A 20145-nucleotide genomic window follows, 5' to 3' on the forward strand; every position below is an offset into this window, starting at 1 on the left:
GGCCTCGCTCACTGTAGCGCGGGTCGCGGGCCCGACAGGAACTGGACTAGCGGCGGCGGGCGCCGGTGGCGAGGTCGGCGGCCCGGTCGGCCACACCCTGCACACCGAGGTCGGCCAGGGCCCGGACGAACGCGGACCCGACGATCGCACCGTCGGCGTACTCGAGCACCTCGCCGACCTGCTCCGCCGTCGAGATCCCGAGGCCGACACAGGTGCGCTCGACCCCGGCGTCACGCAGGCGCGACACGACGGTGCGTGCGGCGACGTCGACCCCGACCCGGGCACCGGTCACGCCCATCGTCGACACGGCGTAGACGAAGCCACGACTGGACTCCACCGCCTGACGCATGCGCTCGTCCGACGAGGACGGCGCGGCGAGGAAGACCCGGTCGAGGCCGGTGCGCTCGGACGCCTCGGTCCACGCGGTGGCCTCGTCGGGGATGAGGTCGGGCGTGATGAGACCGGCGGCTCCCGCGGCGACGAGGTCGTCGGCGAAACGGTCCACGCCGTAGCGCAGCACCGGGTTCCAGTAGGTCATGACGAGCACCGGCACGTCGGCCCGCTCGGTGATCTGCTGCACGGCGTCGAAGACCTCTGCGACCCGGAAGCCGTTCGCCAGGCTCTCCTCGGCTGCGCGCTGGATGACGGGGCCGTCCATGACCGGGTCGGAGTACGGCAGGCCGAACTCGATGACGTCCACGCCGTTCTCGGCGAGGGCGACGGCTGCGTCGACGCTGGTCTGCAGGTTCGGGTACCCGGCGGGCAGGTACCCGACGACGGCTCCGGCGCGCTCGGCGTTGGCGGCGTCGATCGTCTGGGCGACGGTCTTGTTCGTGGTCACAGCTGCACCGCGTTCTCGTCGAGGATGCCGAAGTAGCGACTGGCGGACGCGACGTCCTTGTCACCGCGGCCGGACAGGTTCACGAGCACGACGCCCTCGGGCCCGAGCTCCTTGCCGAGCTTGATGGCACCGGCCAGGGCGTGCGACGACTCGATCGCCGGGATGATGCCCTCGGTCTGGCTCATCAGGCGGAACGCCTCCATGGCCTCGGTGTCGGTGATCGGCTGGTACTTCGCCCGGCCGATCGACGCCAGGTACGCGTGCTCCGGGCCGACGCTCGGGTAGTCGAGCCCGGCGGAGATGCTGTGGCTCTCGATGGTCTGGCCGTCCTCGTCCTGCATCAGGTAGGACTTCGCTCCCTGCAGCACGCCTTCGCGACCGAGCGTGATGCTCGCCGCGTGCCGACCGGTCTCGACGCCGTCACCACCGGCCTCGAAGCCGTGCAGCGCGACGGACTCGTCGTCGAGGAACGCCTCGAAGATGCCCATCGCGTTCGAGCCGCCGCCGACGCACGCCGCGACGGCGTCCGGCAGCCGACCGATGCGGTCGAGGACCTGCTGGCGCGCTTCCTCGCCGATGACCTTGTGGAACTCGCGCACCATCTCGGGGAACGGGTGCGGACCGGCGACGGTGCCGAGCAGGTAGTGCGTCGACTCGACGTTGGCGACCCAGTCGCGCAGGGCGTCGTTGATGGCGTCCTTGAGGGTGCGCGAACCGGTCTCGACCGGGATCACCTCGGCGCCGAGCAGGCGCATCCGCGCGACGTTGAGCGCCTGGCGCTCGGTGTCGACGGCGCCCATGTAGACGACGCACTCCATGCCGAACAGGGCTGCGGCGGTCGCGGTGGCGACACCGTGCTGCCCGGCCCCGGTCTCGGCGATCAGGCGGGTCTTGCCGAGGCGGCGGGCGACGAGGGCCTGGCCGAGGACGTTGTTGATCTTGTGCGAGCCGGTGTGGTTCAGGTCCTCGCGCTTCAGGATGATCCGGGCGCCACCGGCGTGCTTCGCGAACCGCGGCACCTCGGTGATGATCGACGGACGCCCGGTGTAGTCACGGTGCAGCGCGTCGAGTTCCGCACGGAACGCCGGGTCCGCCCAGGCCTGACGGAAGGCGGCCTCGAGCTCGTCGAGCGCGAGGACGAGGGACTCGGGGACGAAGCGTCCGCCGAAGTCGCCGAAGTAGGGGCCGTGCAGGTCGCGGAGTGAGGTCACGATGTGTCTCCCGGGACGAGTCCGACGCGGCCGGTCGGCCGCGTCGGACGGGTGGAACGTGCGGCCGCGGTCGGCGGCCTCGATGCGTGGAGCGGACCGGGCCGCGGTTCGGCGGCCTGGTGAGCCGGTCAGGCCTGGTCGGCGGCGTCGATGAACGACGCGAGGGTCGCGGCGGGGTCGCTCCCCGTCACGAGCGCCTCGCCGACCAGCACGACGTCGGCGCCCGCTGCACGGTAGTGGGCGACGTCGGCGGGACCGGAGACCGCGGACTCGGCGACGCGCACGACCCCGTCGGGGATGCGGTCGGCGAGCGACCCGAACAGGTCGCGGTCGAGCGAGAAGTCGGTGAGGTCGCGGGCGTTCACGCCGAGGATGCGGGCACCGGCGTCCAGGCCACGCGTGACCTCGTCACCGGAGTGCGCCTCGACCAGGACGCGCATGCCGAGTTCTTCGGCGAGCGTGTGCAGCTCGACCAGGCGGGCCTGCTCGAGCGCCGCCACGATGAGCAGCACGACGTCGGCACCCGACGCCCGGGCCTCGATGACCTGGTACGGGTCGGCGATGAAGTCCTTGCGGAGCACGGGGACCCCGACACGGGCCTTCACGGCTTCGAGGTCGGCGAGGCTGCCGAGGAACTTGCGCCCCTCGGTCAGGACGCTGATCGTCGACGCGCCACCACGTTCGTAGTCGGCGGCGAGGCCTGCGGGGTCGGCGATCGCTGCCATCGCCCCGCGGGACGGGCTGGCGCGCTTCACCTCGGCGATGATCTTCACCCGGTCGCCCGGGCTCAGGAACGCGAGGGCGTCGAGGGGCGACGCCACCCGGTCGAGGTCGCGTTCAACGTCCGTGTACGGGCGATCGACACGACGGGCTGCGGCGTCCTCGAGGGCGCCGGCGACGAGGGTCTCGAGCACGTTCGGCATCGGCAGACCCCTACTCGCCGTGGTGCTTGGGGACGAACTTCGGACCGTCGACGCCGTAGCCGGCCTTCTTCATCACGCCACCGACGATGAGGCCGATGAGGACGACGCCAGCGGAGGCCCAGACGCCCCACGGCTGGTCGAACCAGAAGAACAGCGTGCCTGCCGCGAATCCGATCAGCATGATCACGACGGCGGTCCAGGCGGCCGGCGAGTGGCCTTCGCCGAGTTCTGCGGGCTCAGTGTTGCTCACGGTGCTCCTCGTTCTGCTCCGGCGTCGTCGGTCGAGCGACGCCCTGTCGATCCTACCGTGTCGTCACTCGGCGCCCCCGCGCCCGCGCCGTCCACGGTGGTGGGGTCCACGCCCGCGCTCAGGTCGTCCCAGTCGACGACCGCATCGCGCTCGACGGGTGCCGCGGCCCGCGCCGCGGCGGCGGCTCCGGCGGTCGCGGCTCCGTACTTCCTGCTCGGTCCGGGCCAGGCGCGCTGGACCACGATGACGACGACGCCCAGCAGCACGGCGAGCACGCCGCCCGCGATGCCGACTGCGGGCCACGGGCTCACGCTGACGCTCGACACGACGCTCCGGACGGCGCCGAGGTCGCTCACCCCGGCGACCTCGCCCACGGCGCCGCGTGCAGCGGCGATCGGGTCGGCGGCCGCGGTGATGCCGCTGACGACCACGCCGAGGCCGAGCAGGATCTCCACGGCGGCGAGCACGATGCGCAGCACCCGTCCGGCGATGGTCATCGCGAGGAACAGCGCGAGGCTCGCGATCGCCAGCGCGGTGAACTGCGGCACGACCGCTGCGCCGTCGGCGGCGACCGTCGACGTGACTGCCGCTCCCGCGTGCAGGCGGACGGTGAACCAGGTCTGGGTCCACGCGAGCATGATGATGCCGGCGACCAGGAGTCCGGCGACGACGACGATCGGGCGCGACCGCTTCACGAACGGACCTCGCGCATCCGGTTCGCCGTCGCGACGGCACGCAACGGGGCCGCGGCCTTGTTGACCGCCTCGACGTGCTCGGTCTCCGGGTCGGAGTCGGCCACGAGGCCGGCCCCGGCCTGCACGCGGGCGACGCCGTCCTTGATCAGGGCGGTGCGGATCGCGATCGCCAGGTCGGCGTCCCCGGCGAAGTCGAAGTAGCCCACGACACCGGCGTACGCACCACGCTTGGCGGGCTCGAGCTCGTCGATGATCTGGAGCGCTCGGGGCTTCGGCGCGCCCGAGAGCGTGCCTGCCGGGAACGTCGCCCGGAACACGTCGATGGCCGAGGCCTCGGGACGGATGCGGCCCTCGACGCTCGACACCAGGTGCATGATGTGGCTGAACCGCTCGACCGTCATGAACTCGGTGACGGCGACCGTGCCCGGCTCGCACACCTTCTGCAGGTCGTTGCGGGACAGGTCGACGAGCATCAGGTGCTCCGCGCGCTCCTTCGGGTCGCCGAGCAGGTCCTCGCCGAGGCGGACGTCCTCTTCGGGCGTGGCACCACGCGGGCGGGACCCGGCGATCGGGTGGGTGACGGCGTGGTCGCCCTGCACCTTCACCAGCGCCTCGGGCGAGGCGCCGACGATCCAGAACCGCTCGTCGGCGGTGTCCGCCAGCGCCAGGAAGTACATGTACGGGCTCGGGTTCAGGGTCCGGAGCACGCGGTAGACGTCAAGCGGGTCGGCCGTCACCTCGTGGTCGAACCGCTGCGAGATGACGACCTGGAACACGTCGCCGTCGCGGATGAAGTCCTTCGACCGCTCGACGGCGGCCATGTAGTCGGCCGGACTCGTCCGGTGCGTCGGGGTCGGCTCCGCGATCTCGAACGCCTCGGCGACGGTCGCGACGCTCGGCTGCACCAGGTCGCCCTGCATGCGGTCGAGGCGCTGCTGCGCGTCCGCCCACAGGGCATCGGCGTCGTCCGTGCCGTCGTTCAGCACGCTCGCGACGAGCAGCACGAGCCCGGTGCGGTGGTCGAGGGCGGCGAGCTCGGAGACGAACGACAGCGCCTGTCCGGGGACGTCGAAGTCGGACGGCGGCACGTTCGGCAGGTGTTCGAGCTGCCGGACGGCCTCCCACCCGATGAAGCCCACGGTGCCGCCGACGAGCGGCGGCGAGCCGGGCACACGGGGCGTGGCCCAGCGCTCGTGCAGCCGCGCGAGGACGTCCAGTGGGGCACCGTCGAGGGACCCGACGGCCCGCTCGGCGTCGATGCCGGTGTCGATCCACGCCGCGCGGTCGCCGTCCTGCGTCAGGACGCCGAAGCTCCGCACCCCGACGAACGACCAGCGCGACCACAGGCCGCCCTGGCCGGCGGACTCGAGCAGGAACGACCCGGGGCGGCCGTCGGCGAGCTTGCGGTACACGCCGACCGGCGTCTCGCTGTCGCCGTACAGGGCGCGGACGACCGGGATGACGCGGTGGTCGTCGACAAGACCGTCGAACTCCGGCCGGGAGGTCGTGTGCGGGTTCTCGGAGATCGTCGCGGCGGTCATCGGGTCGCCTCCACGGCTGCGTCGGCCGGGGCGGACATGGTCACGGGCGCGAGCGGGTCGACGTCGAAGCACCGGTGCGCACCGGTGTGGCACGCCGCCCCGACCTGGTGCACCGTCACGAGGAGCGTGTCGTCGTCGCAGTCCAGCGCGGCCCCGCGGACGTACTGCGCGTGTCCCGACGTGTCGCCCTTCCGCCAGTACTCGTTCCGCGACCGCGACCAGAAGGTCACACGGCCCTCGGTGAGGGTGCGGCGGAGGGCTTCCCGGTCCATGTAGCCGAGCATGAGGACGTCCTTCGACGATTCCTCCTGCACGATGGCGGGGAGCAGGCCGTCCGCACCGAAGTGTGCGCGGTCGAGGACCGCCTCGGTGTCGGTGCTGGTGCTGTCGGTCATGAGACTCCTAGCCTACGGCGGCGGATCAGCGGACGGCGTGACCGGTCGCGCGGAGCGCGGCCTTGACGTCCCCCACGGTCATCTCGCCACGGTGGAAGACGCTGGCGGCGAGGACCGCGTCCGCACCCGCGTCGACGGCGGGGGCGAAGTGCTCGACGCGACCCGCGCCTCCCGAGGCGATCACCGGGACGGACGAGACCGCGCGCACCGCGGCCACGAGTTCGAGGTCGAACCCGTTCTTCGTGCCGTCGGCGTCGATCGAGTTGACGAGCAGCTCCCCCGCACCGCGTTCGACGGCTTCGCGCGCCCAGGCGATCGCGTCGAGGTCGGACTCGGTCCGCCCCCCGTGGGTGGTGACCACGAAGCCCGAGGGCATCCGGTCCGACCGCTTGACGTCGAGCGAGAGCACGACGGCCTGCGCGCCGAACCGGTCGGCGATCTCGCCGACGAGTTCGTGGCGGGCGATGGCCGCACTGTTCACGCCGATCTTGTCCGCACCGCACTGCTGCAGCCGCGACACGTCGGCGACGCTGCGCACCCCACCACCGACGGTGAGCGGGATGAAGACCTGTTCGGCCGTCCGGGTCACGGTGTCGTACATCGTCGCCCGGTTCTCGACCGTGGCGCCGACGTCGAGGAAGGTCAGCTCGTCGGCACCCTGCTCGTAGTACCGCGCCGCGAGCTCGACGGGGTCACCGGCGTCCTGCAGGTCGAGGAAGTTGACACCCTTGACGACTCGGCCGCCCTTGACGTCGAGGCACGGGATGACCCGCACCGACACGCCGCCGGTGGTCACAGGCGTGCGGCGTGGATCGGGCTGACGAGGATCGCCCGGGCGCCGAGGTCGTAGAGCGCGTCCATGATGAGGTTCGCGTCGTCGCGCGGGATCATCACGCGGACCGCCGCCCACTCGCGGTCGTGCAGCGGCGACACCGTGGGCGACTCGATGCCGGACGCCACCGCCGTCGCCTGCTCGAGCAGTGCCGTGGGGACGTCGTAGTCGAGCATCACGTAGCCGCGGGCGACGAGCACGCCCTGCAGCCGCCGACGCAGCACGTCGATGCCGGCGATGGTCTCGTCGGTGGAGACGAGCACCGCGGTCGACTCGAGGATCACCGGGCCGAAGATCTCGAGGCCCGCCTGTCGGAGCGTGCTGCCCGTCGACACGACGTCGGCGACGGCGTCGGCGACCCCGAGCCGCACGGCGCTCTCGACGGCGCCGTCGAGCTTCACGAGCGTCGAGGTGACCCCGTGCTCGGCGAGGAACGCTCCGACGAGGCCGGGGTAGCTCGTGGCCACGCGGACGCCGTCGAGGTCCTGCAGCGAGGCGAACCGTCCGGGCGTGCCGGCGAACCGGAAGGTGGAGTCGGCGAAGCCGAGCGCGTCGACCTCGTGCGCCTCGGAGCCGGAGTCGAGCAGCAGGTCACGGCCGGTGATGCCGACGTCGAGTGCGCCGGACCCCACGTACGTGGCGATGTCCCGTGGGCGGAGGAAGAAGAACTCGACGCCGTTGCGCTCGTCGAGCAGGTGCAGCGCCTTCGGGTCACGGCGACCGGCGTACCCGGCCTCACGCAGCATGTCGGACGCGGTCTCGGACAGGGAGCCCTTGTTGGGCACGGCGATGCGGAGCATCAGGGGTCTGCTTTCTGGTCGGGGTCGTGGCGGATCGAGGTCGGTGCGCGGGCTGGTGCCCGAGCGCGTCCTACAGATGTCGCCAGACGTCCGCCGGGGTGAGCCCCTTGGCGACCATGAGGACCTGGAGGTGGTAGACCAGCTGCGAGATCTCCTCCGAGGTGCGCTCGTCGCCCTCGTACTCGGCCGCCATCCAGACCTCGGCGGCTTCCTCGACGATCTTCTTGCCGATCTGGTGCACGCCGGCGTCGAGTTCGGCGACGGTGCCGGAGCCCTCGGGGCGCGTGCGCGCCTTCTCGGTGAGCTCCTGGAACAGGTCGTCGAACGTCTTCACGGGGTCCAGGCTACCGGTCTCCGCTGACGCTGCCGACGCACCGTCCGGACGGGAGGCGGTGGTCGCCTCGGCGACGCCGGTACCGTCCGGCGTTCCCCCGGTCACGAGCGTGCCCGGGCGGCGGCCTCGCGCAGGTCGGTGATGCGCGCGGCGGGCTCGCCGCCGAAGACCGCGGACCCCGCGACGAGCGTGTCGGCACCGCTCCGCACGGCCTCGGGCACGGTGTCCACCGAGATGCCCCCGTCCACCTCGAGCCAGACGTCGAGCCCCGAGGCGTCGACCGCCGCGCGCGCGTCAGCGAGCTTCGGCATCACGGACGGCATGAACGACTGGCCGCCGAACCCGGGCTCGACCGTCATCAGCAGGATCATGTCGTAGGCGTCGAGGTGGTGCAGCACCTGGGTGATCGGGGTGCCGGGCTTCACGGCGACGGCTGCGCGGGCACCGTTCGACCGGATCGCCGCGGCGGTCGCCACCGGGTCCTCGGCTGCCTCGAAGTGGAACGTGACGCTCGACGCACCGGTCTCGGCGTACTTCGGCGCGTTGCGGTCGGCGTCCGTGACCATGAGGTGCACGTCCAGCGGCACCGGCGACACCTGCTGCAGGCGCTCGACGATCGGCAGCCCGAGCGTCAGGTTCGGCACGAAGTGGTTGTCCATCACGTCGACGTGCACCAGGTCGGCGGTCTCGATGCGGTGGAGTTCACGCTCGAGGTTCGCGAAGTCGGCGGACAGGATGCTCGGCGAGATGCGGATCGTCACCGGGCAAGCCTACCGGCGTGCCGCGCGTCGGGGCCTCAGTCGACGCGGCGGAACAGCGCGATGAACATCGCGTCGGTGCCGATCCGGTGCGGCCAGAGCTGCGCTGTGTCGCCGTCCGCGATCTCCGGGTCACGAGCGGCGACACCCCGGACGACCGTGGCGGTGTCGAGCTGCTCGAGCCGGTCACCGTGCCGCCCCATCAGCGCGTCGACCTGCCCGCGCGTCTCGGCCAGGTGCGGCGAGCACGTCACGTACGCCAGGGTCCCGCCCGGTGCGAGCACGCGGACGGCGGCGTCGAGCAGTTCGGTCTGCAGCGCCGCGAGCTCCTCGACGTCCTCGGGGAGCTTCCGCCAGCGGGCCTCCGGCCGGCGACGCAGTGCGCCGAGCCCGGTGCACGGGGCGTCGAGCAGGATGCGGTCGAAGGTCATCCCGGTGCCGTCGCGGCCGTACCGACGGGCGTCGCCCTCGACGACCCGCACGTGGTCGCCGAACACGCCGAGGGCGTTCCGCACGAGTCCGGCCCGGGCGGGCACGAGCTCGTTGGCGACCAGGGTCGCCCCGCCCTGCTGCGCCTCGGCGGCGAGCAGCGCGGCCTTGCCGCCGGGACCGGCGCACATGTCGAGCCACCGCTCCCCCGCACGCACGTCCGACGAGCGGCTCAGCGCCAGCGCGGCGAGCTGCGACCCCTCGTCCTGCACGCGCAGGCGCCCGGCGGCGACGCCCGGCACGCGCGCCGGGTCGCCGCTGATGCCGCGGATGCCGACGGGCGACACCGGCGCGGCGTCCGCCTGCACGACGGGCTCGTCGGCCCGGACGGGAGGCACGGTGCCGGTCGCGCCGTCGGCCTCCGGTTCGTCGTCCGCGGGCACCAGGGCCGCGGGCACGTCGTCCGCACCGGTCGCGTCAGCGAACGCGGCGTCGGTGTCGTCGTCCGGCGCGGTGCGCGCGGTCGCGGTGGCGATGTCCTCGTCGGTGGCGAGTCCGGGCAGGGCTGCGAGCTGCACCCGGGGTGCTGCGTTGTCGGCAGCGAGCAGGGCTGCGAGCTCGTCGCGGGAGCGCTCGGCGGCCAGGGCGTCGCGGAGCGCGGAGACGACCCAGACCGGGTGCGACCACCGGGTGGCGAGCAGGGCGTCCCCGGCGCGGCCCTCGGTGATCAGGGCGTCCCACTCGTCGTCGGTGCGGGCGGCGATCTTCCGCATCACGGCGTTGACGAACCCGGTGGCGCGGCGGGCACCGACCTCGCGGGCGAGCTCCACCGTGGCGTCGACGGCGGCGTGCGTCGGCGTGCGCATGGCGAGCAGCTGGTGGGCGCCCAGGCGCATCACGTCGAGGACGTCCGCCTCGATGTTCTCGGCCCGGCGACCGGAGGCCAGCGCGATGATGACGTCGTAGCGGCCGAGCATCCGGATCGACCCGTAGGTGAGCTCGGTCGCGAACCCGGCGTCGCGGGCGGTGAGCCCGGCACGACGGATGCGCGTCGGCAGCAGCAGGTTCGCGTAGGCGTCGTCGACCTGCACGGCGCGGAGCACGTCGAACGCCACGCGGCGGGCACTGGCCGGGCGGGGGCCACGGCGGGCAGCCTGGGGCTTCGTCTGGGGGCTCATGCGAGGACCTTCCCGTCCAGTTCGCCGAGGCCACGGGCCCAGGCGGCGGCGTCCATCGCCTTCTTGCCCGCCGGCTGCACCTCGAGCAGCACGAGCGGGGTGTCGGCGGTCCCGACCAGCAGCCGACCGCCGTGGAGCGCGAGCGCACCGGGCGCGAGCGACGGGGCGGGGTCCTCGGCGCCTCCTGGCTGGAGCGTGCTGCGGAGCAGCTTCACGCGGGTCTCGCCCAGGTGGGCGTACGCGCCGGGCTCGGGCGTGACGCCGCGCAGCCGGGCGTGCACGACCGCTGCCGGAGCGGCGAAGTCGACACGGCCGTCGTCGATCGTGAGCTTCGGGGCGAGGGTGGGCTCGCCGGACTGCTCGGTCGCGACAGCGGTGCCGGCGGCGATGCCGTCCACGACGTCCGCCACGACGTCGGCACCGACCTCGGCCATCGCGGCGAGGACCTCACCCGAGGTCGCCTCGGGGTCGATCTCGAAGGGCCACGCGGCGTAGACCGGGCCGGCGTCCAGCGCCTCGACCAGCTGGAAGACCGTGGCGGCGGTCCGGGTGTCGCCGGCCATCACCGCACGCTGCACGGGAGCAGCACCGCGGTACGCCGGCAGGTCGGAGAAGTGCAGGTTGATCCACCCGTGTCGCGGGGCGTCGAGGGCCGGGCGGCGGAGCAGTGCGCCGTAGGCGACGATCACGCCGAGGTCGACGTCGAGGTCCGCGATCTGGGCGGTGACGGCATCGTCGACGCGCGAGGCCTCGATGACCGGCAGTCCGAGCTCCGCGGCGACGACGGCCACCGGGGTCGGGGTGAGGACCCGCTTGCGGCCCTGCGGGGTGGCCGGCCGGGTGAGCACCGCGACGATCTCGTGGTCGGACGCCGCCAGACGGCGGAGGGTGGGGACGGCCGCAGCGGGGCTGCCGGCGACGACGAGACGCATGGGTCCATCGTCCCACGCGCGTCGCCCGCGGCCGGCACGAGCACCGGCCGACGTCACCAGCCCGTCGTCAGGACCACTGGTCACGCAGGGACGGCGGCGTCTTCGTCGCTCCGGAGTCACGTCGAGCGCGGAGCAGCAGCACGAGCGACGCCGGCGAGTCGATCTCGTGGAGCCGACACGGACCGACCGAACGGTCCCAGTCGGCGGCGAACGCCTCGGCGTCCTCCCGCCGTCGTCCGATCCCCGTCGGGACCGCCAGGAACCGGTTGCCGCGGGTGGTCGTCCGTGCGATCCACAGCGCGAGCGCCAGCAGCGGTGCCCGGCGCAGCCGCGCTGCCTCGCCGCGCCCGGTCTCGAGCAGGAACCGCGGCGTGCGGACCGGACCGAACGCCTCGGCGAGTGCGCTCGTCACCGTGCGGCGGTCCTCCACGGTCCCGCCGAGGGCCTCCATGGTGAACGCCACCGGCAGCCTGCCGACCATCGTCGGGGTGACGCGGATGTCGCCGTCACCGTAGGCGGGGATGCGTCCGGCGCGGTGCAGGCCGTCGATGACGACGCGGACGGCGCTCCGGTAGCCGTGCGCGGTGTCGAACCGCTGTCGCAGCGCCGTGCCGAGCTGGCGGGCGACCGGCCAGGCGACCGCGGTCGCGGCGACCACGGTGAGGACCGCACCGACGACGCCGAGGACGACGCCGGCGCGCCAGAGTTCGACGACGACACGGAACGACTGTGCGACGACCGCGAGCACCAGCGCGAGCACGACGGTCATCACGGCGGCTGCGGTGGGGCCGGTGGTCCACGGCGCGGCATCGGGTTCGTGGAGGACGGCCGCCGTGCTCTCGCGGTCGGCGTACGGCTCGCCGATGCGCCAGGCCGCGTGGGTCTGCTCACGGGACGGCAGCGCCGCCGCGATGTCGTCGTCGAGCGCTCGGACGCTCCGCCGCTTGTCCTTGGCGACGATCGCGGCGAGCCGCAGGGCGTGTGCGTCGGAGAGTGCGGTCCCGGTGCCGCGGACGACCTGGGTGTCGTCCTCGCGGAGGAGTCCCCAGAGCTGATCGTGCTTCCGGTGCATGCGGCTGACGTCCGGCGCTGCGAGGAGCGGGACGTCAGCGGGCACGACGGCGGTGACGGTCCAGTTGTGGGCGACCTTGCGGGGCCAGGCGGGGTCGAGGCGCAGGGTGCGGCCGCGGAGCTGCTGGGTGGCGGAGGACGTCGCGACGGCCGTGAGGTCGATCATGGTGTTCACCGCCGGGCAGTCCCAGCCCTCGCCGAGGAGTCCGCGGGTGCCGACGACGAGACGGGTGGTCGCGTCGGTGAGCAGTGCCGAGACGGCGGCGATGACCGCGGCCGAGCCGGTGCCGGCGGTCTCCACCGCGAGCACCCCCGGTGTGCCGTCCACCGGACTGGCGGGCAGTTCGGTGCCGAGGTGGCGTCGGAGCGCGGGCAGCAGGACGTCGGCGTCGCAGGCGGCGATGCGGAGGTGCTTCGCGGTGACGAGGACGGGGTGCAGGCCGGTGAGGGTCGGGTCCGCGGCGATCGTCGCGAAGGTGCGGAGCGCGCCGGCGTCGCGCCCACCCGAGCCACGGGCGTTGCCGTGCGTGGCGTGGTCCGTGACGACGACGGTGCGCAGGCGGCCCGCGCCCTCCTGCTCGAGTTCGAGCCGGAGGATCTCCCCCACCGCGGTGTCCTTGGCCGCGGACGAGGCGAGGACGGTGTCGACGGGGTCGCGGCCACGCCGGACCCCGCGGTCCGTCAGGGTGAAGCCGAAGTCGACGATGGACCGTTTGATCCGCTGCCACTGTTCCGCTCGGTCGGGATCGGGCAGGAGCCGGTCGAGGGCGTAGCGGGCGAGCAGCCGGAGTCGCTGCTCGGCGTCGGGTGTGCTCCGGGCGGCGTGGTGGACGAAGGCCAGGACCGGGTGGTCCGGACGGACCTCCGCGAGCATGCGCGCGGCGGACTCGGCGACGGCGAAGTCGGTGTCGAACGCACGGGCCAGCCGCGTCTCGGGCGATGCCGTGGCCGAGCGGTCACCGTCGGACTGGTCGACGGGTGGCTGCAGGGTGTGCACCAGCCAGTCCGCGCCGTCGGGGTCGTCGAACGTCGTCGCCACCAGGCTCGCGAGCCGGTCCTCGTGCTCGCGGAGGAACGCGATCTCGTCCTGCGTGGGTTCGACGAACCAGACGTGGTCTCGGTAGGGCGCGAGGTTGCCCTCCTTCACCACGGCCGGTGTCGGGACCTCGTGGTCGACGTCGCCGAGCAGCGCGGTGTAGTTGTCGTGCGCGTCCCGGTCGTCGGTGGACGGCAGGGTGGCGGTGAGCCCGATGAGCAGGGGTTCACGGCCGGCCTGCCGGATGCGTGCGGCGAGGTACGCGACCACGAGGGCCCAGTGGTCGAGCAGGTGGTGGCACTCGTCGAGCACGATGGTGCCGACGCCGTGCGCGACGAGCCGGTCGACCAGGGCCCGGGCGTTCGGGTGCAGCGCGGTCGCGAGGAGCGCCGGGTCCTCGCGGGCGAGTCGACGGCGGATGGCCCGTGAGCGCCGCGCGATCCCCTTCCGGTACGCCGTCGGGTTGGAGCCATCGAGGTCGACGAGCCACGCTGCCGCAGCCTGCTCGTCGCGGCCGCCCTCGACGAGTTCGCGGCGCCAGTCCGCAGCCGCGAGCTCGGTGAGCGGGTTGCCGGTCTCGAGGACCGAGAGCATCTGGTAGGTCAGCGCGGTCAGGTCACCGGGGTGCTCGGGGTCCTCGGACACGCGGACGGCCGGAGCACCGTCGAGCGCGGCAGCCGAGACGGCCCACTGGGAGCGGATCGTCGCGGTCGGCGCGAGGACGAGCGCGCGGGCTCCGGCGCGGCCGGCCAGCAGGAGCCCGAGCAGGGTCTTGCCGGAGCCCGGCGGCGCGACCACGTGCACCGGGTCCCCTGGCACCACGGGCACCCGGTCGAGCACGTCCTGCTGGTAGCGCCGCAGCGTCCCCTGGTAGCGCCAGCCCGTGAGCGGACCGCCCCGTTCCCCCGTCGTCACGCCTCGAGTCTCCCACGGGCCGTGCGCGGCGGGATGCGTTCCGTGGACCGTCCGTGAACCGACTGCGCGGTGGCTGCGTACGGTCTGAACCACATCAGGAAAGGAACCATCATGAGCGACGTCACCACCGCCACCAACCGCTACGCCGGTTCGTCCGTCCAGAAGGCCGCCCTCGTGGTCGGCATCGTGTTCCTGCTCGTCGGGATCGCCGGGTTCGTCCCCGGCATCACGACCGGTGACCTGGCCGGCGCCGGACACGAGTCGATGGGCATGCTGCTCGGCATCTTCCAGGTGTCGGTGCTGCACAACATCGTCCACCTGCTGTTCGGCGTCGTCGGACTGCTCGCCGCCAACCGGGCCACCGGCTCGCGGATGTACCTCGTGCTCGGCGGGGTCGTCTACTTCGTCCTGTGGGTCTACGGCCTGTTCACCGCCGGGCACAGCTCGGGTGCGAACTTCGTCCCGCTGAACAACGCCGACAACTGGCTGCACCTCGTGCTCGCCATCGGCATGGTCGCCCTCGGCGTCGTGCTGCCGCGCGAGCGTCGCCGGCCCGCCAACGCCTGACCGGCGCACACCCGACTGTCGCAGCAACGCGGCAGACCCCGAACGACACCGCCGACGTCCCACGACGTCGGCGGTGTCGTTCTGCGTCGGGGCCACCCAGTCGTGCCCACCCGGTCGGCCGGGCTCAGACCTCGGAGAACGGTTCGGCGTCGTCGAGCCGCACCCGCAGCGTCGGAGCGGCCCGTCGGCGGTTGCCGCCCTTGAGCACCCGCCGGGTCGACGAACGCCGGATGACCTCGGCCTTGAGCGTCGCCGCGACCTCGGCACCGTGGGCGTACGGGAACCGCACGATCGCCCGGACCGTGCCCGGCAGGGCGTCGTCCTCGACGGGGACCGGGCCGAGCACCGGACCGACGACGGCGTCGCCCAGGGCCTCAACCGCAGCGGTGACGGCCTCGTCGGTGCCGGTCATCGTCGCCACCCGGACGGCCGGCGGGAAGTGGAGTTCACGGCGGTCGGTGAGTTCGTCGTGCGCGGGTCCGTCGAGCCGCCACAGGGCCATCGCAGACGCCAGACGCCCACCGATCCCGACCAGGTACACCTCGGCGCCGGGGGCCGACTTCGCCGCCGCGTTCGTCCAGAAGCGCAGCACGTCCTCCTGCACGCGCAGCCCTTCGCGGGCGAGCATCTTCTCGCCGTCGAGCAGCAGCACGCAGGCGTAACCGCCGGGCACCGAGGGTTCCGCCCCGCGGGTGGCGACGACGACCGACGGCTTGGCGGGGACCTCGTCGAGCGGACGGGATCCGTCCGCGACGATGATCCGGGTGCCGGGGAACGCCCGCCCGAGCTCCTCCGCGGTGCGCTGTGCGCCCTGGCCGACCGGCTTGACGGTGCCGTTGCCGCACGTCGGGCAGCGGAACCCGACGGCCAGGGCACCGCAGAACCGGCACTGGGGGGTGGCGCCCCGGTGGGGGCTGCCGAGCGGGCCGCCGCAGACCCGGCAGTGCGCCCGTTCGCCGCACTCGGCGCAGACCAGGCCGGTGCCGAAGCCCGGGCTGGCGACCTGCACCAGGACGGCTCCGTGCTGGCTCGCCTCGCGCGCGGCACGCCAGGCCGAACTCGGGATGCGCGCCTGGGCGGCGAAGCCCTCGGCCCCGGTCTGCTGCACCGTGGGGATGACCTTCGGGGTCTTCACGCGGTACGGGACGACGTCCTGCAGCCAGTGCAGCTCGACCAGGCGTTGCACGTCGGTGCTGCGCGCGTGCGAGACGAACAGCAGCGCGGCACCGGACTGGGCCGCCCGCACCAGGGCGACGTCGCGCGTGTGCACGTAGGGCGCCCGCTGCTCGATGAACGAGGCGTCGCCGTCGTCCCACATCGCGATCAGCCCGAGCTCCGTCGCCGGCGCGTACATCGCCGTGCGGTTCCCGATCGCGACCACCGAGTGCGTGCGGGCCTGCAGCAGGGCCTTCGCACGCTGCCCGTTCGTCTGCTTCGCGTCGAACCGCACCACCCGCTCCGGCGGCAGCACGGCGAGCAGGGCGCGCTCGAGGTCGATGACGTCGCGGAAGTCCGGCACGGCGACCACCGCGGACTGCTCGGCCGCCAGCGTGTGCGCCGCGGCCTGGGCGAGCGTCGCAGCCCATCCCGGCACCCACACCGGTGCGTCCGCGTCACCCACCGCCACGGGCTGGGGGACGGCGGCGACCGCAGCACGTCCGTGCTCCGTCACCACGGCCTCCAGGACGCCGTCGGCGTAGCCGGTGACGGGCGGAGCGGTCACCGGCGGGGGCGACCACGCGGTGTCACGGGCGAGCCAGGCCTTCTCGGCGCGCACCTGCCGCGGTGGGACGGCGAGGCGCAGGACGTCGGAGGCGACGCCCGCCGCCCGGTCCGCGACGGCGCGCGCGAGGGTCCAGATCTCCGGCGCCAGGACGGGCACCGGGGACAGCACGGCCTCGATCTGGCTGAGCTCACCGGGGTACTCACCCTCGGTGACGATCTCGACCACGTACCCGTCGGACATCCGCGCCCCGGTGCGCAGCGGCACCTTGACGCGGACCCCCGCGACGCAGTCGTCCTCGAGCTCGGCCGGCACCCGGTAGTCGAACAGACGGTCCAACTGCGGGAGCGGCGAGTCGAGGACGACGCGCGCGACGGTGGTCACGCGGTGCTTCAGGCGGTCGCGGCGACGAGTCCTGCGGCAGCGCGGAGTTCCTCGACACGGTCGAGCTGCTCCCACGTGAACCCGGGGAGCTCGCGACCGAAGTGGCCGTAGGTCGCGGTCTGCGCGTAGATCGGTCGGAGCAGGTCGAGGTCGCGGATGATCGCGGCCGGACGCAGGTCGAACACCTGGCGGATGGCGGCTTCGATCGTGGCGTCGTCGACGTGTCCGGTGCCGAAGGTCTCGACGTAGAGCCCGACGGGCTTCGCGCGGCCGATCGCGTACGCGACCTGCACCTCGAGCCGGTCGGCGAGCCCCGCGGCGACCGCGTTCTTGGCGACCCAGCGCAGCGCGTAGGCGGCCGAACGGTCGACCTTCGACGGGTCCTTGCCGCTGAACGCGCCGCCACCGTGACGGGAGGCCCCGCCGTACGTGTCGACGATCACCTTGCGGCCGGTGAGTCCGGCGTCGCCCTGGGGTCCACCGATCTCGAAGCGACCGGTCGGGTTGACGATGACGTCGACGTGCGAGGAGTCGAGGTCGACGAGGTCGAGGACCGGACGGATCACGTGCTCGGTGATCGCGGCGGTGAGCTCGTCGAGCGTGACGCTCGGCGAGTGCTGCGTGGAGAGCACGACGGTCTCGACGGTCTTCGGCACGACGCCGTCGTACCCGACGGTGACCTGGGTCTTGCCGTCGGGACGCAGGAACGACAGCTCACCCGACTTGCGGACCGCGGCCAGGCGCTCGGCGAGACGGTGCGCCAGCCAGATCGCGACCGGCATGTACTCGGGGGTCTCGTTCGTCGCGAAGCCGAACATGATGCCCTGGTCGCCGGCGCCCTGACGGTCGAGCGGATCGACCGCACCGGTGCGGGAGTCGAGCGACTCGTCCACACCCTGCGCGATGTCGGGCGACTGCGCACCGATCGAGACCTCGACACCGCAGGTGGCGCCGTCGAACGAGACGTCCGACGAGTTGTAGCCGATGCCGGTGATGACGTCACGCACGAGCTTCGGGATCTCGACGTAGCCGGAGGTCGTGACCTCGCCGGCGACGTGCACGAGCCCGGTGGTCACCATCGTCTCGACGGCGACGCGCGCGTTCGGGTCGACCGTGAGCAGCGCGTCGAGGATGCTGTCCGAGATCTGGTCGCAGATCTTGTCGGGGTGCCCCTCGGTCACCGACTCGGACGTGAAGAGGCGGAGAGCAGCTGCAGTCACCGGGATCAGTCGGTGGGCTGCTGCTGCTTGGTGACGGTGAGCTTGTCCTCGTTGATCTCGTGGAGCGCGACGGACAGCGGCTTGTCGTCGATCGTCGAGTCGACGAGCGGGCCGACGTTGTCGAACAGCGAGCCCTCGTGCAGGTCGGCGTAGTAGTCGTTGATCTGGCGGGCGCGCTTCGACGCGAAGATGACGAGCGCGTACTTCGACTCGACCTTGCTGAGCAGGTCGTCGATGGGCGGGTCGATGATGCCCTGGGGGTTGGCCATGGTGTCTCCTCGAAGTCAGTGCACCCGTCAGGGCGCAGAGAACAAGTCTACGACCTCACGTGCCGCGGTGCCGACATCGGAGTTCACGATCCGCACGTCGAACTCGTCCTGGGCGGCCAGCTCGACCTTCGCGGTCTCGAGACGACGCGCCTGTTCATCCGCGGATTCGGTGCCACGGCCGATGAGCCGGCGCACCAGTTCCTCCCACGTCGGGGGCAGCAGGAACACCAGCACGGCCTCGGGCATGGCGTCGCGGACCTGTCGTGCGCCCTGCAGGTCGATCTCGAGCATGACCTTCTCGCCGGCGTCGAGCGCACGGTCGATCGGCGGCCGCGGGGTGCCGTAGCGGTACGAGTTGTGGACGGTCGCCCACTCGAGCAGCTCGCGGTCGCGGATCATCCGGTCGAACTCGGCGTCGTCCACGAAGTAGTAGTGCACACCGTCGACCTCGCCGGGGCGGGGCTTCCGGGTGGTGGCGGAGACGCTGAGGTTGACGTCCGGGTACTGCTGTCGGATGTGCGCGCTCACCGTGCCCTTGCCGACCGCGGTGGGTCCGGCGAGCACGACGAGCTTCGAGGCACCACGCTTGCGACCGCGCGCGGCGAGCCAGTCCGCCAGCGCGGTCCGCTGCCGGGTGCCGAGGCCACCGAGGCGCTTCGACGGTGCGATCCGCAGGGTCCCCATGATCGCCTCGGCTCGTGCGGGGCCGATGCCCGGCAGGCTGACGAGCAGGTCGCGGACCCGCAGCGAACGCTCGGCCGAGGTCGTCTCGACCAGCGAGTCGTCCCACGCGGCACGGGCGACGTCGAGTGCGGAGCGCTCCCCCGACGCGATCGCCGCCTTCACCGCAGCCCGGGCGCGTCGCGCGGCGACGGCGGCCTTCGCCGCGGCGACGCGGTCCACCTCTGGCGGGGTGCGGTGCGCGGGCAGGCCCTCGGGCGCGTCGGTCACGCTGCCGCCGCCAGTGCCGTGCGGATGCGGTCGGCGCGGTCGGCGACGAGGGCCGCGACCCCGTCCGGACCGTCGGTCAGCAGGCCGCGCGACTCGCTCACGAGCACCTGCTCGGCACGGGCGCCGTACAGCGCCCGGAGGTCCTCGATGCGGGCCCCCTGGGCGCCGAAGCCCGGGGCGAGGACCGGCGCGGAGCCGATCGCGTCCGCGTCGATGCCGAAGTCGTCGAGGTGAAGGGTCGCGCCGAGCACGAGCCCGACGTCGCCCAGGGCCTGATCGCCCACGGACCGGTTGTCGTCTGCCACGTCCAAGACGATACCGGCCGCGACCGTCCGGCCGGTACGCGGTCCCTCGGCCAGCACCGCGGTCTGCAGCACCCGCGCCTCGGGGTTGCTCGTCGCCGCGAGCACGAAGACCCCCGCACCGTTCCGGCGCGCGACGTCGATCGTGCCCCGGAGCGAGCCGTACCCGAGGTACGGCGACACCGTCATCGCGTCGGCCGCGAACGGCCCGTCGCGGTCCAGCCACGCCAGCGCGTAGTCGTCACCGGTCGTCCCGATGTCGCCCCGCTTCACGTCGGCGACGACCAGGAGGCCCGCATCGCGTGCCCGACGGATCGTCGCGTCGAGCGCGCGGTAGCCCGCCACCCCCGCCGCCTCGAAGAAGGCGACCTGCGGCTTCACGATCGCCGCGCGGCCGGCAGCCGCGTCGACCAGGGCCGCGCCGAATGCGGCAAGGCCCTGCTCGTCGCGGCCGAGCCCCCACGCCGCCAGGGTGGCGGCGTGGGGGTCGATGCCGACGCAGAGCGGTGAACGCTCGCGCACGGCGGACGCGAGTCGGTCGCCGAAGGAGGCCGGGCCTCCTGACCGGTTCGTGCCCACGCTGGCAGC

At 73.0% G+C, this 20145-nt stretch carries 20 protein-coding genes; 1 reads left to right on the forward strand and 19 read right to left on the reverse strand.

Annotated elements, in window-relative coordinates; genetic code table 11:
* Window positions 1-46: 46 nt before the first annotated feature.
* From trpA to MXD64_RS09895, 14 genes are all read right to left on the reverse strand, one after another.
* Window positions 47-841 (reverse strand): tryptophan synthase subunit alpha, encoded by a 795-nt coding sequence (gene trpA / locus MXD64_RS09830; RefSeq protein ID WP_263136364.1) that lies wholly within the window; start codon window positions 839-841, stop codon window positions 47-49.
* On the reverse strand, window positions 838-2052 hold the full coding sequence (gene trpB / locus MXD64_RS09835) for a tryptophan synthase subunit beta (protein WP_017887202.1): 1215 nt from the start codon (window positions 2050-2052) through the stop codon (window positions 838-840). Before trpB ends, trpA begins: the two co-directional genes overlap by 4 nt.
* A gap of 128 nt (window positions 2053-2180) precedes the next feature.
* Window positions 2181-2966 (reverse strand): indole-3-glycerol phosphate synthase TrpC, encoded by a 786-nt coding sequence (gene trpC / locus MXD64_RS09840; protein ID WP_042540281.1) that lies wholly within the window; start codon window positions 2964-2966, stop codon window positions 2181-2183.
* A 19-nt stretch (window positions 2967-2985) separates the two neighbouring features.
* A complete protein-coding gene (locus MXD64_RS09845; RefSeq protein WP_017887200.1) occupies window positions 2986-3225 on the reverse strand; it encodes an HGxxPAAW family protein in 240 nt (79 codons plus the stop codon).
* Window positions 3222-3920 (reverse strand): Trp biosynthesis-associated membrane protein, encoded by a 699-nt coding sequence (locus MXD64_RS09850; RefSeq protein WP_017887199.1) that lies wholly within the window; start codon window positions 3918-3920, stop codon window positions 3222-3224. The genes MXD64_RS09845 and MXD64_RS09850 overlap by 4 nt, the downstream gene beginning before the upstream one ends.
* Window positions 3917-5461: an anthranilate synthase component I gene (locus MXD64_RS09855; protein ID WP_017887198.1), complete on the reverse strand. Its 1545-nt coding sequence runs from the start codon at window positions 5459-5461 to the stop codon at window positions 3917-3919. Before MXD64_RS09855 ends, MXD64_RS09850 begins: the two co-directional genes overlap by 4 nt.
* Window positions 5458-5856 carry a phosphoribosyl-AMP cyclohydrolase gene (gene hisI / locus MXD64_RS09860; protein WP_017887197.1) on the reverse strand — a complete coding sequence of 133 codons (399 nt, stop codon included), beginning with the start codon at window positions 5854-5856 and terminating at the stop codon, window positions 5458-5460. Before hisI ends, MXD64_RS09855 begins: the two co-directional genes overlap by 4 nt.
* A gap of 25 nt (window positions 5857-5881) precedes the next feature.
* Window positions 5882-6652, reverse strand: coding sequence for an imidazole glycerol phosphate synthase subunit HisF (gene hisF / locus MXD64_RS09865; protein ID WP_263136365.1), 771 nt, complete (start codon window positions 6650-6652; stop codon window positions 5882-5884).
* Entirely contained in the window at window positions 6649-7488 is an 840-nt protein-coding gene (gene hisG, locus MXD64_RS09870; protein WP_017887195.1) for an ATP phosphoribosyltransferase, read from the reverse strand. Before hisG ends, hisF begins: the two co-directional genes overlap by 4 nt.
* Before the next feature lie 70 nt (window positions 7489-7558).
* Window positions 7559-7822 (reverse strand): phosphoribosyl-ATP diphosphatase, encoded by a 264-nt coding sequence (locus MXD64_RS09875; protein WP_031259753.1) that lies wholly within the window; start codon window positions 7820-7822, stop codon window positions 7559-7561.
* A gap of 101 nt (window positions 7823-7923) precedes the next feature.
* The gene (gene rpe / locus MXD64_RS09880; protein ID WP_017887193.1) at window positions 7924-8583 is read right to left on the reverse strand and encodes a ribulose-phosphate 3-epimerase; all 660 of its coding nucleotides are present in this window, start codon (window positions 8581-8583) and stop codon (window positions 7924-7926) included.
* 35 nt (window positions 8584-8618) lie between these two features.
* Complete coding sequence (locus MXD64_RS09885) at window positions 8619-10187, reverse strand: RsmB/NOP family class I SAM-dependent RNA methyltransferase (RefSeq protein WP_263136366.1); 1569 nt, start codon at window positions 10185-10187, stop codon at window positions 8619-8621.
* Window positions 10184-11119, reverse strand: a complete 936-nt coding sequence (fmt, locus tag MXD64_RS09890) for a methionyl-tRNA formyltransferase (RefSeq protein ID WP_214585015.1) — start codon at window positions 11117-11119, stop codon at window positions 10184-10186. The genes MXD64_RS09885 and fmt overlap by 4 nt, the downstream gene beginning before the upstream one ends.
* 67 nt (window positions 11120-11186) lie before the next feature.
* Complete coding sequence (locus MXD64_RS09895; protein WP_263136367.1) at window positions 11187-14141, reverse strand: DEAD/DEAH box helicase family protein; 2955 nt, start codon at window positions 14139-14141, stop codon at window positions 11187-11189.
* Window positions 14142-14252: 111 nt separating this feature from the next.
* Between MXD64_RS09895 and MXD64_RS09900 the strand changes: the two genes are divergently transcribed.
* On the forward strand, window positions 14253-14708 hold the full coding sequence (locus MXD64_RS09900) for a DUF4383 domain-containing protein (protein WP_017887189.1): 456 nt from the start codon (window positions 14253-14255) through the stop codon (window positions 14706-14708).
* Between the two features lie 124 nt (window positions 14709-14832).
* On the opposite strand, the gene MXD64_RS09905 is transcribed toward MXD64_RS09900, so the two are convergent.
* The 5 genes from MXD64_RS09905 to pyrF are packed head-to-tail and all read right to left on the reverse strand — an operon-like array spanning window position 14833 to window position 20136.
* Window positions 14833-16815 carry a primosomal protein N' gene (locus tag MXD64_RS09905; protein WP_159558025.1) on the reverse strand — a complete coding sequence of 661 codons (1983 nt, stop codon included), beginning with the start codon at window positions 16813-16815 and terminating at the stop codon, window positions 14833-14835.
* Window positions 16816-16823: 8 nt separating this feature from the next.
* The gene (gene metK, locus MXD64_RS09910; protein ID WP_214519318.1) at window positions 16824-18035 is read right to left on the reverse strand and encodes a methionine adenosyltransferase; all 1212 of its coding nucleotides are present in this window, start codon (window positions 18033-18035) and stop codon (window positions 16824-16826) included.
* A 5-nt stretch (window positions 18036-18040) separates the two neighbouring features.
* The gene (gene rpoZ, locus MXD64_RS09915; protein ID WP_017887186.1) at window positions 18041-18304 is read right to left on the reverse strand and encodes a DNA-directed RNA polymerase subunit omega; all 264 of its coding nucleotides are present in this window, start codon (window positions 18302-18304) and stop codon (window positions 18041-18043) included.
* Between the two features lie 27 nt (window positions 18305-18331).
* Entirely contained in the window at window positions 18332-19255 is a 924-nt protein-coding gene (gene gmk, locus MXD64_RS09920; protein WP_017887185.1) for a guanylate kinase, read from the reverse strand.
* A complete protein-coding gene (gene pyrF / locus MXD64_RS09925) occupies window positions 19252-20136 on the reverse strand; it encodes an orotidine-5'-phosphate decarboxylase (protein ID WP_235517503.1) in 885 nt (294 codons plus the stop codon). Before pyrF ends, gmk begins: the two co-directional genes overlap by 4 nt.
* Window positions 20137-20145: the final 9 nt, after the last annotated feature.

The organism is Curtobacterium sp. Arg-1 (genome assembly GCF_025643395.1).
Classification (GTDB): domain Bacteria; phylum Actinomycetota; class Actinomycetes; order Actinomycetales; family Microbacteriaceae; genus Curtobacterium; species Curtobacterium poinsettiae.

Bases quoted from the DNA above. Each gene is read 5' to 3' on its own strand.
- MXD64_RS09855 (WP_017887198.1), bottom strand. From the start codon at position 5,461: ATGACCGCCGCGACGATCTCCGAGAACCCGCACACGACCTCCCGGCCG.
- hisI (WP_017887197.1), bottom strand. From the start codon at position 5,856: ATGACCGACAGCACCAGCACCGACACCGAGGCGGTCCTCGACCGCGCA.
- hisG (WP_017887195.1), bottom strand. From the start codon at position 7,488: ATGCTCCGCATCGCCGTGCCCAACAAGGGCTCCCTGTCCGAGACCGCG.
- MXD64_RS09885 (WP_263136366.1), bottom strand. From the start codon at position 10,187: ATGAGCCCCCAGACGAAGCCCCAGGCTGCCCGCCGTGGCCCCCGCCCG.
- fmt (WP_214585015.1), bottom strand. From the start codon at position 11,119: ATGCGTCTCGTCGTCGCCGGCAGCCCCGCTGCGGCCGTCCCCACCCTC.
- MXD64_RS09900 (WP_017887189.1), top strand. From the start codon at position 14,253: ATGAGCGACGTCACCACCGCCACCAACCGCTACGCCGGTTCGTCCGTC.
- rpoZ (WP_017887186.1), bottom strand. From the start codon at position 18,304: ATGGCCAACCCCCAGGGCATCATCGACCCGCCCATCGACGACCTGCTC.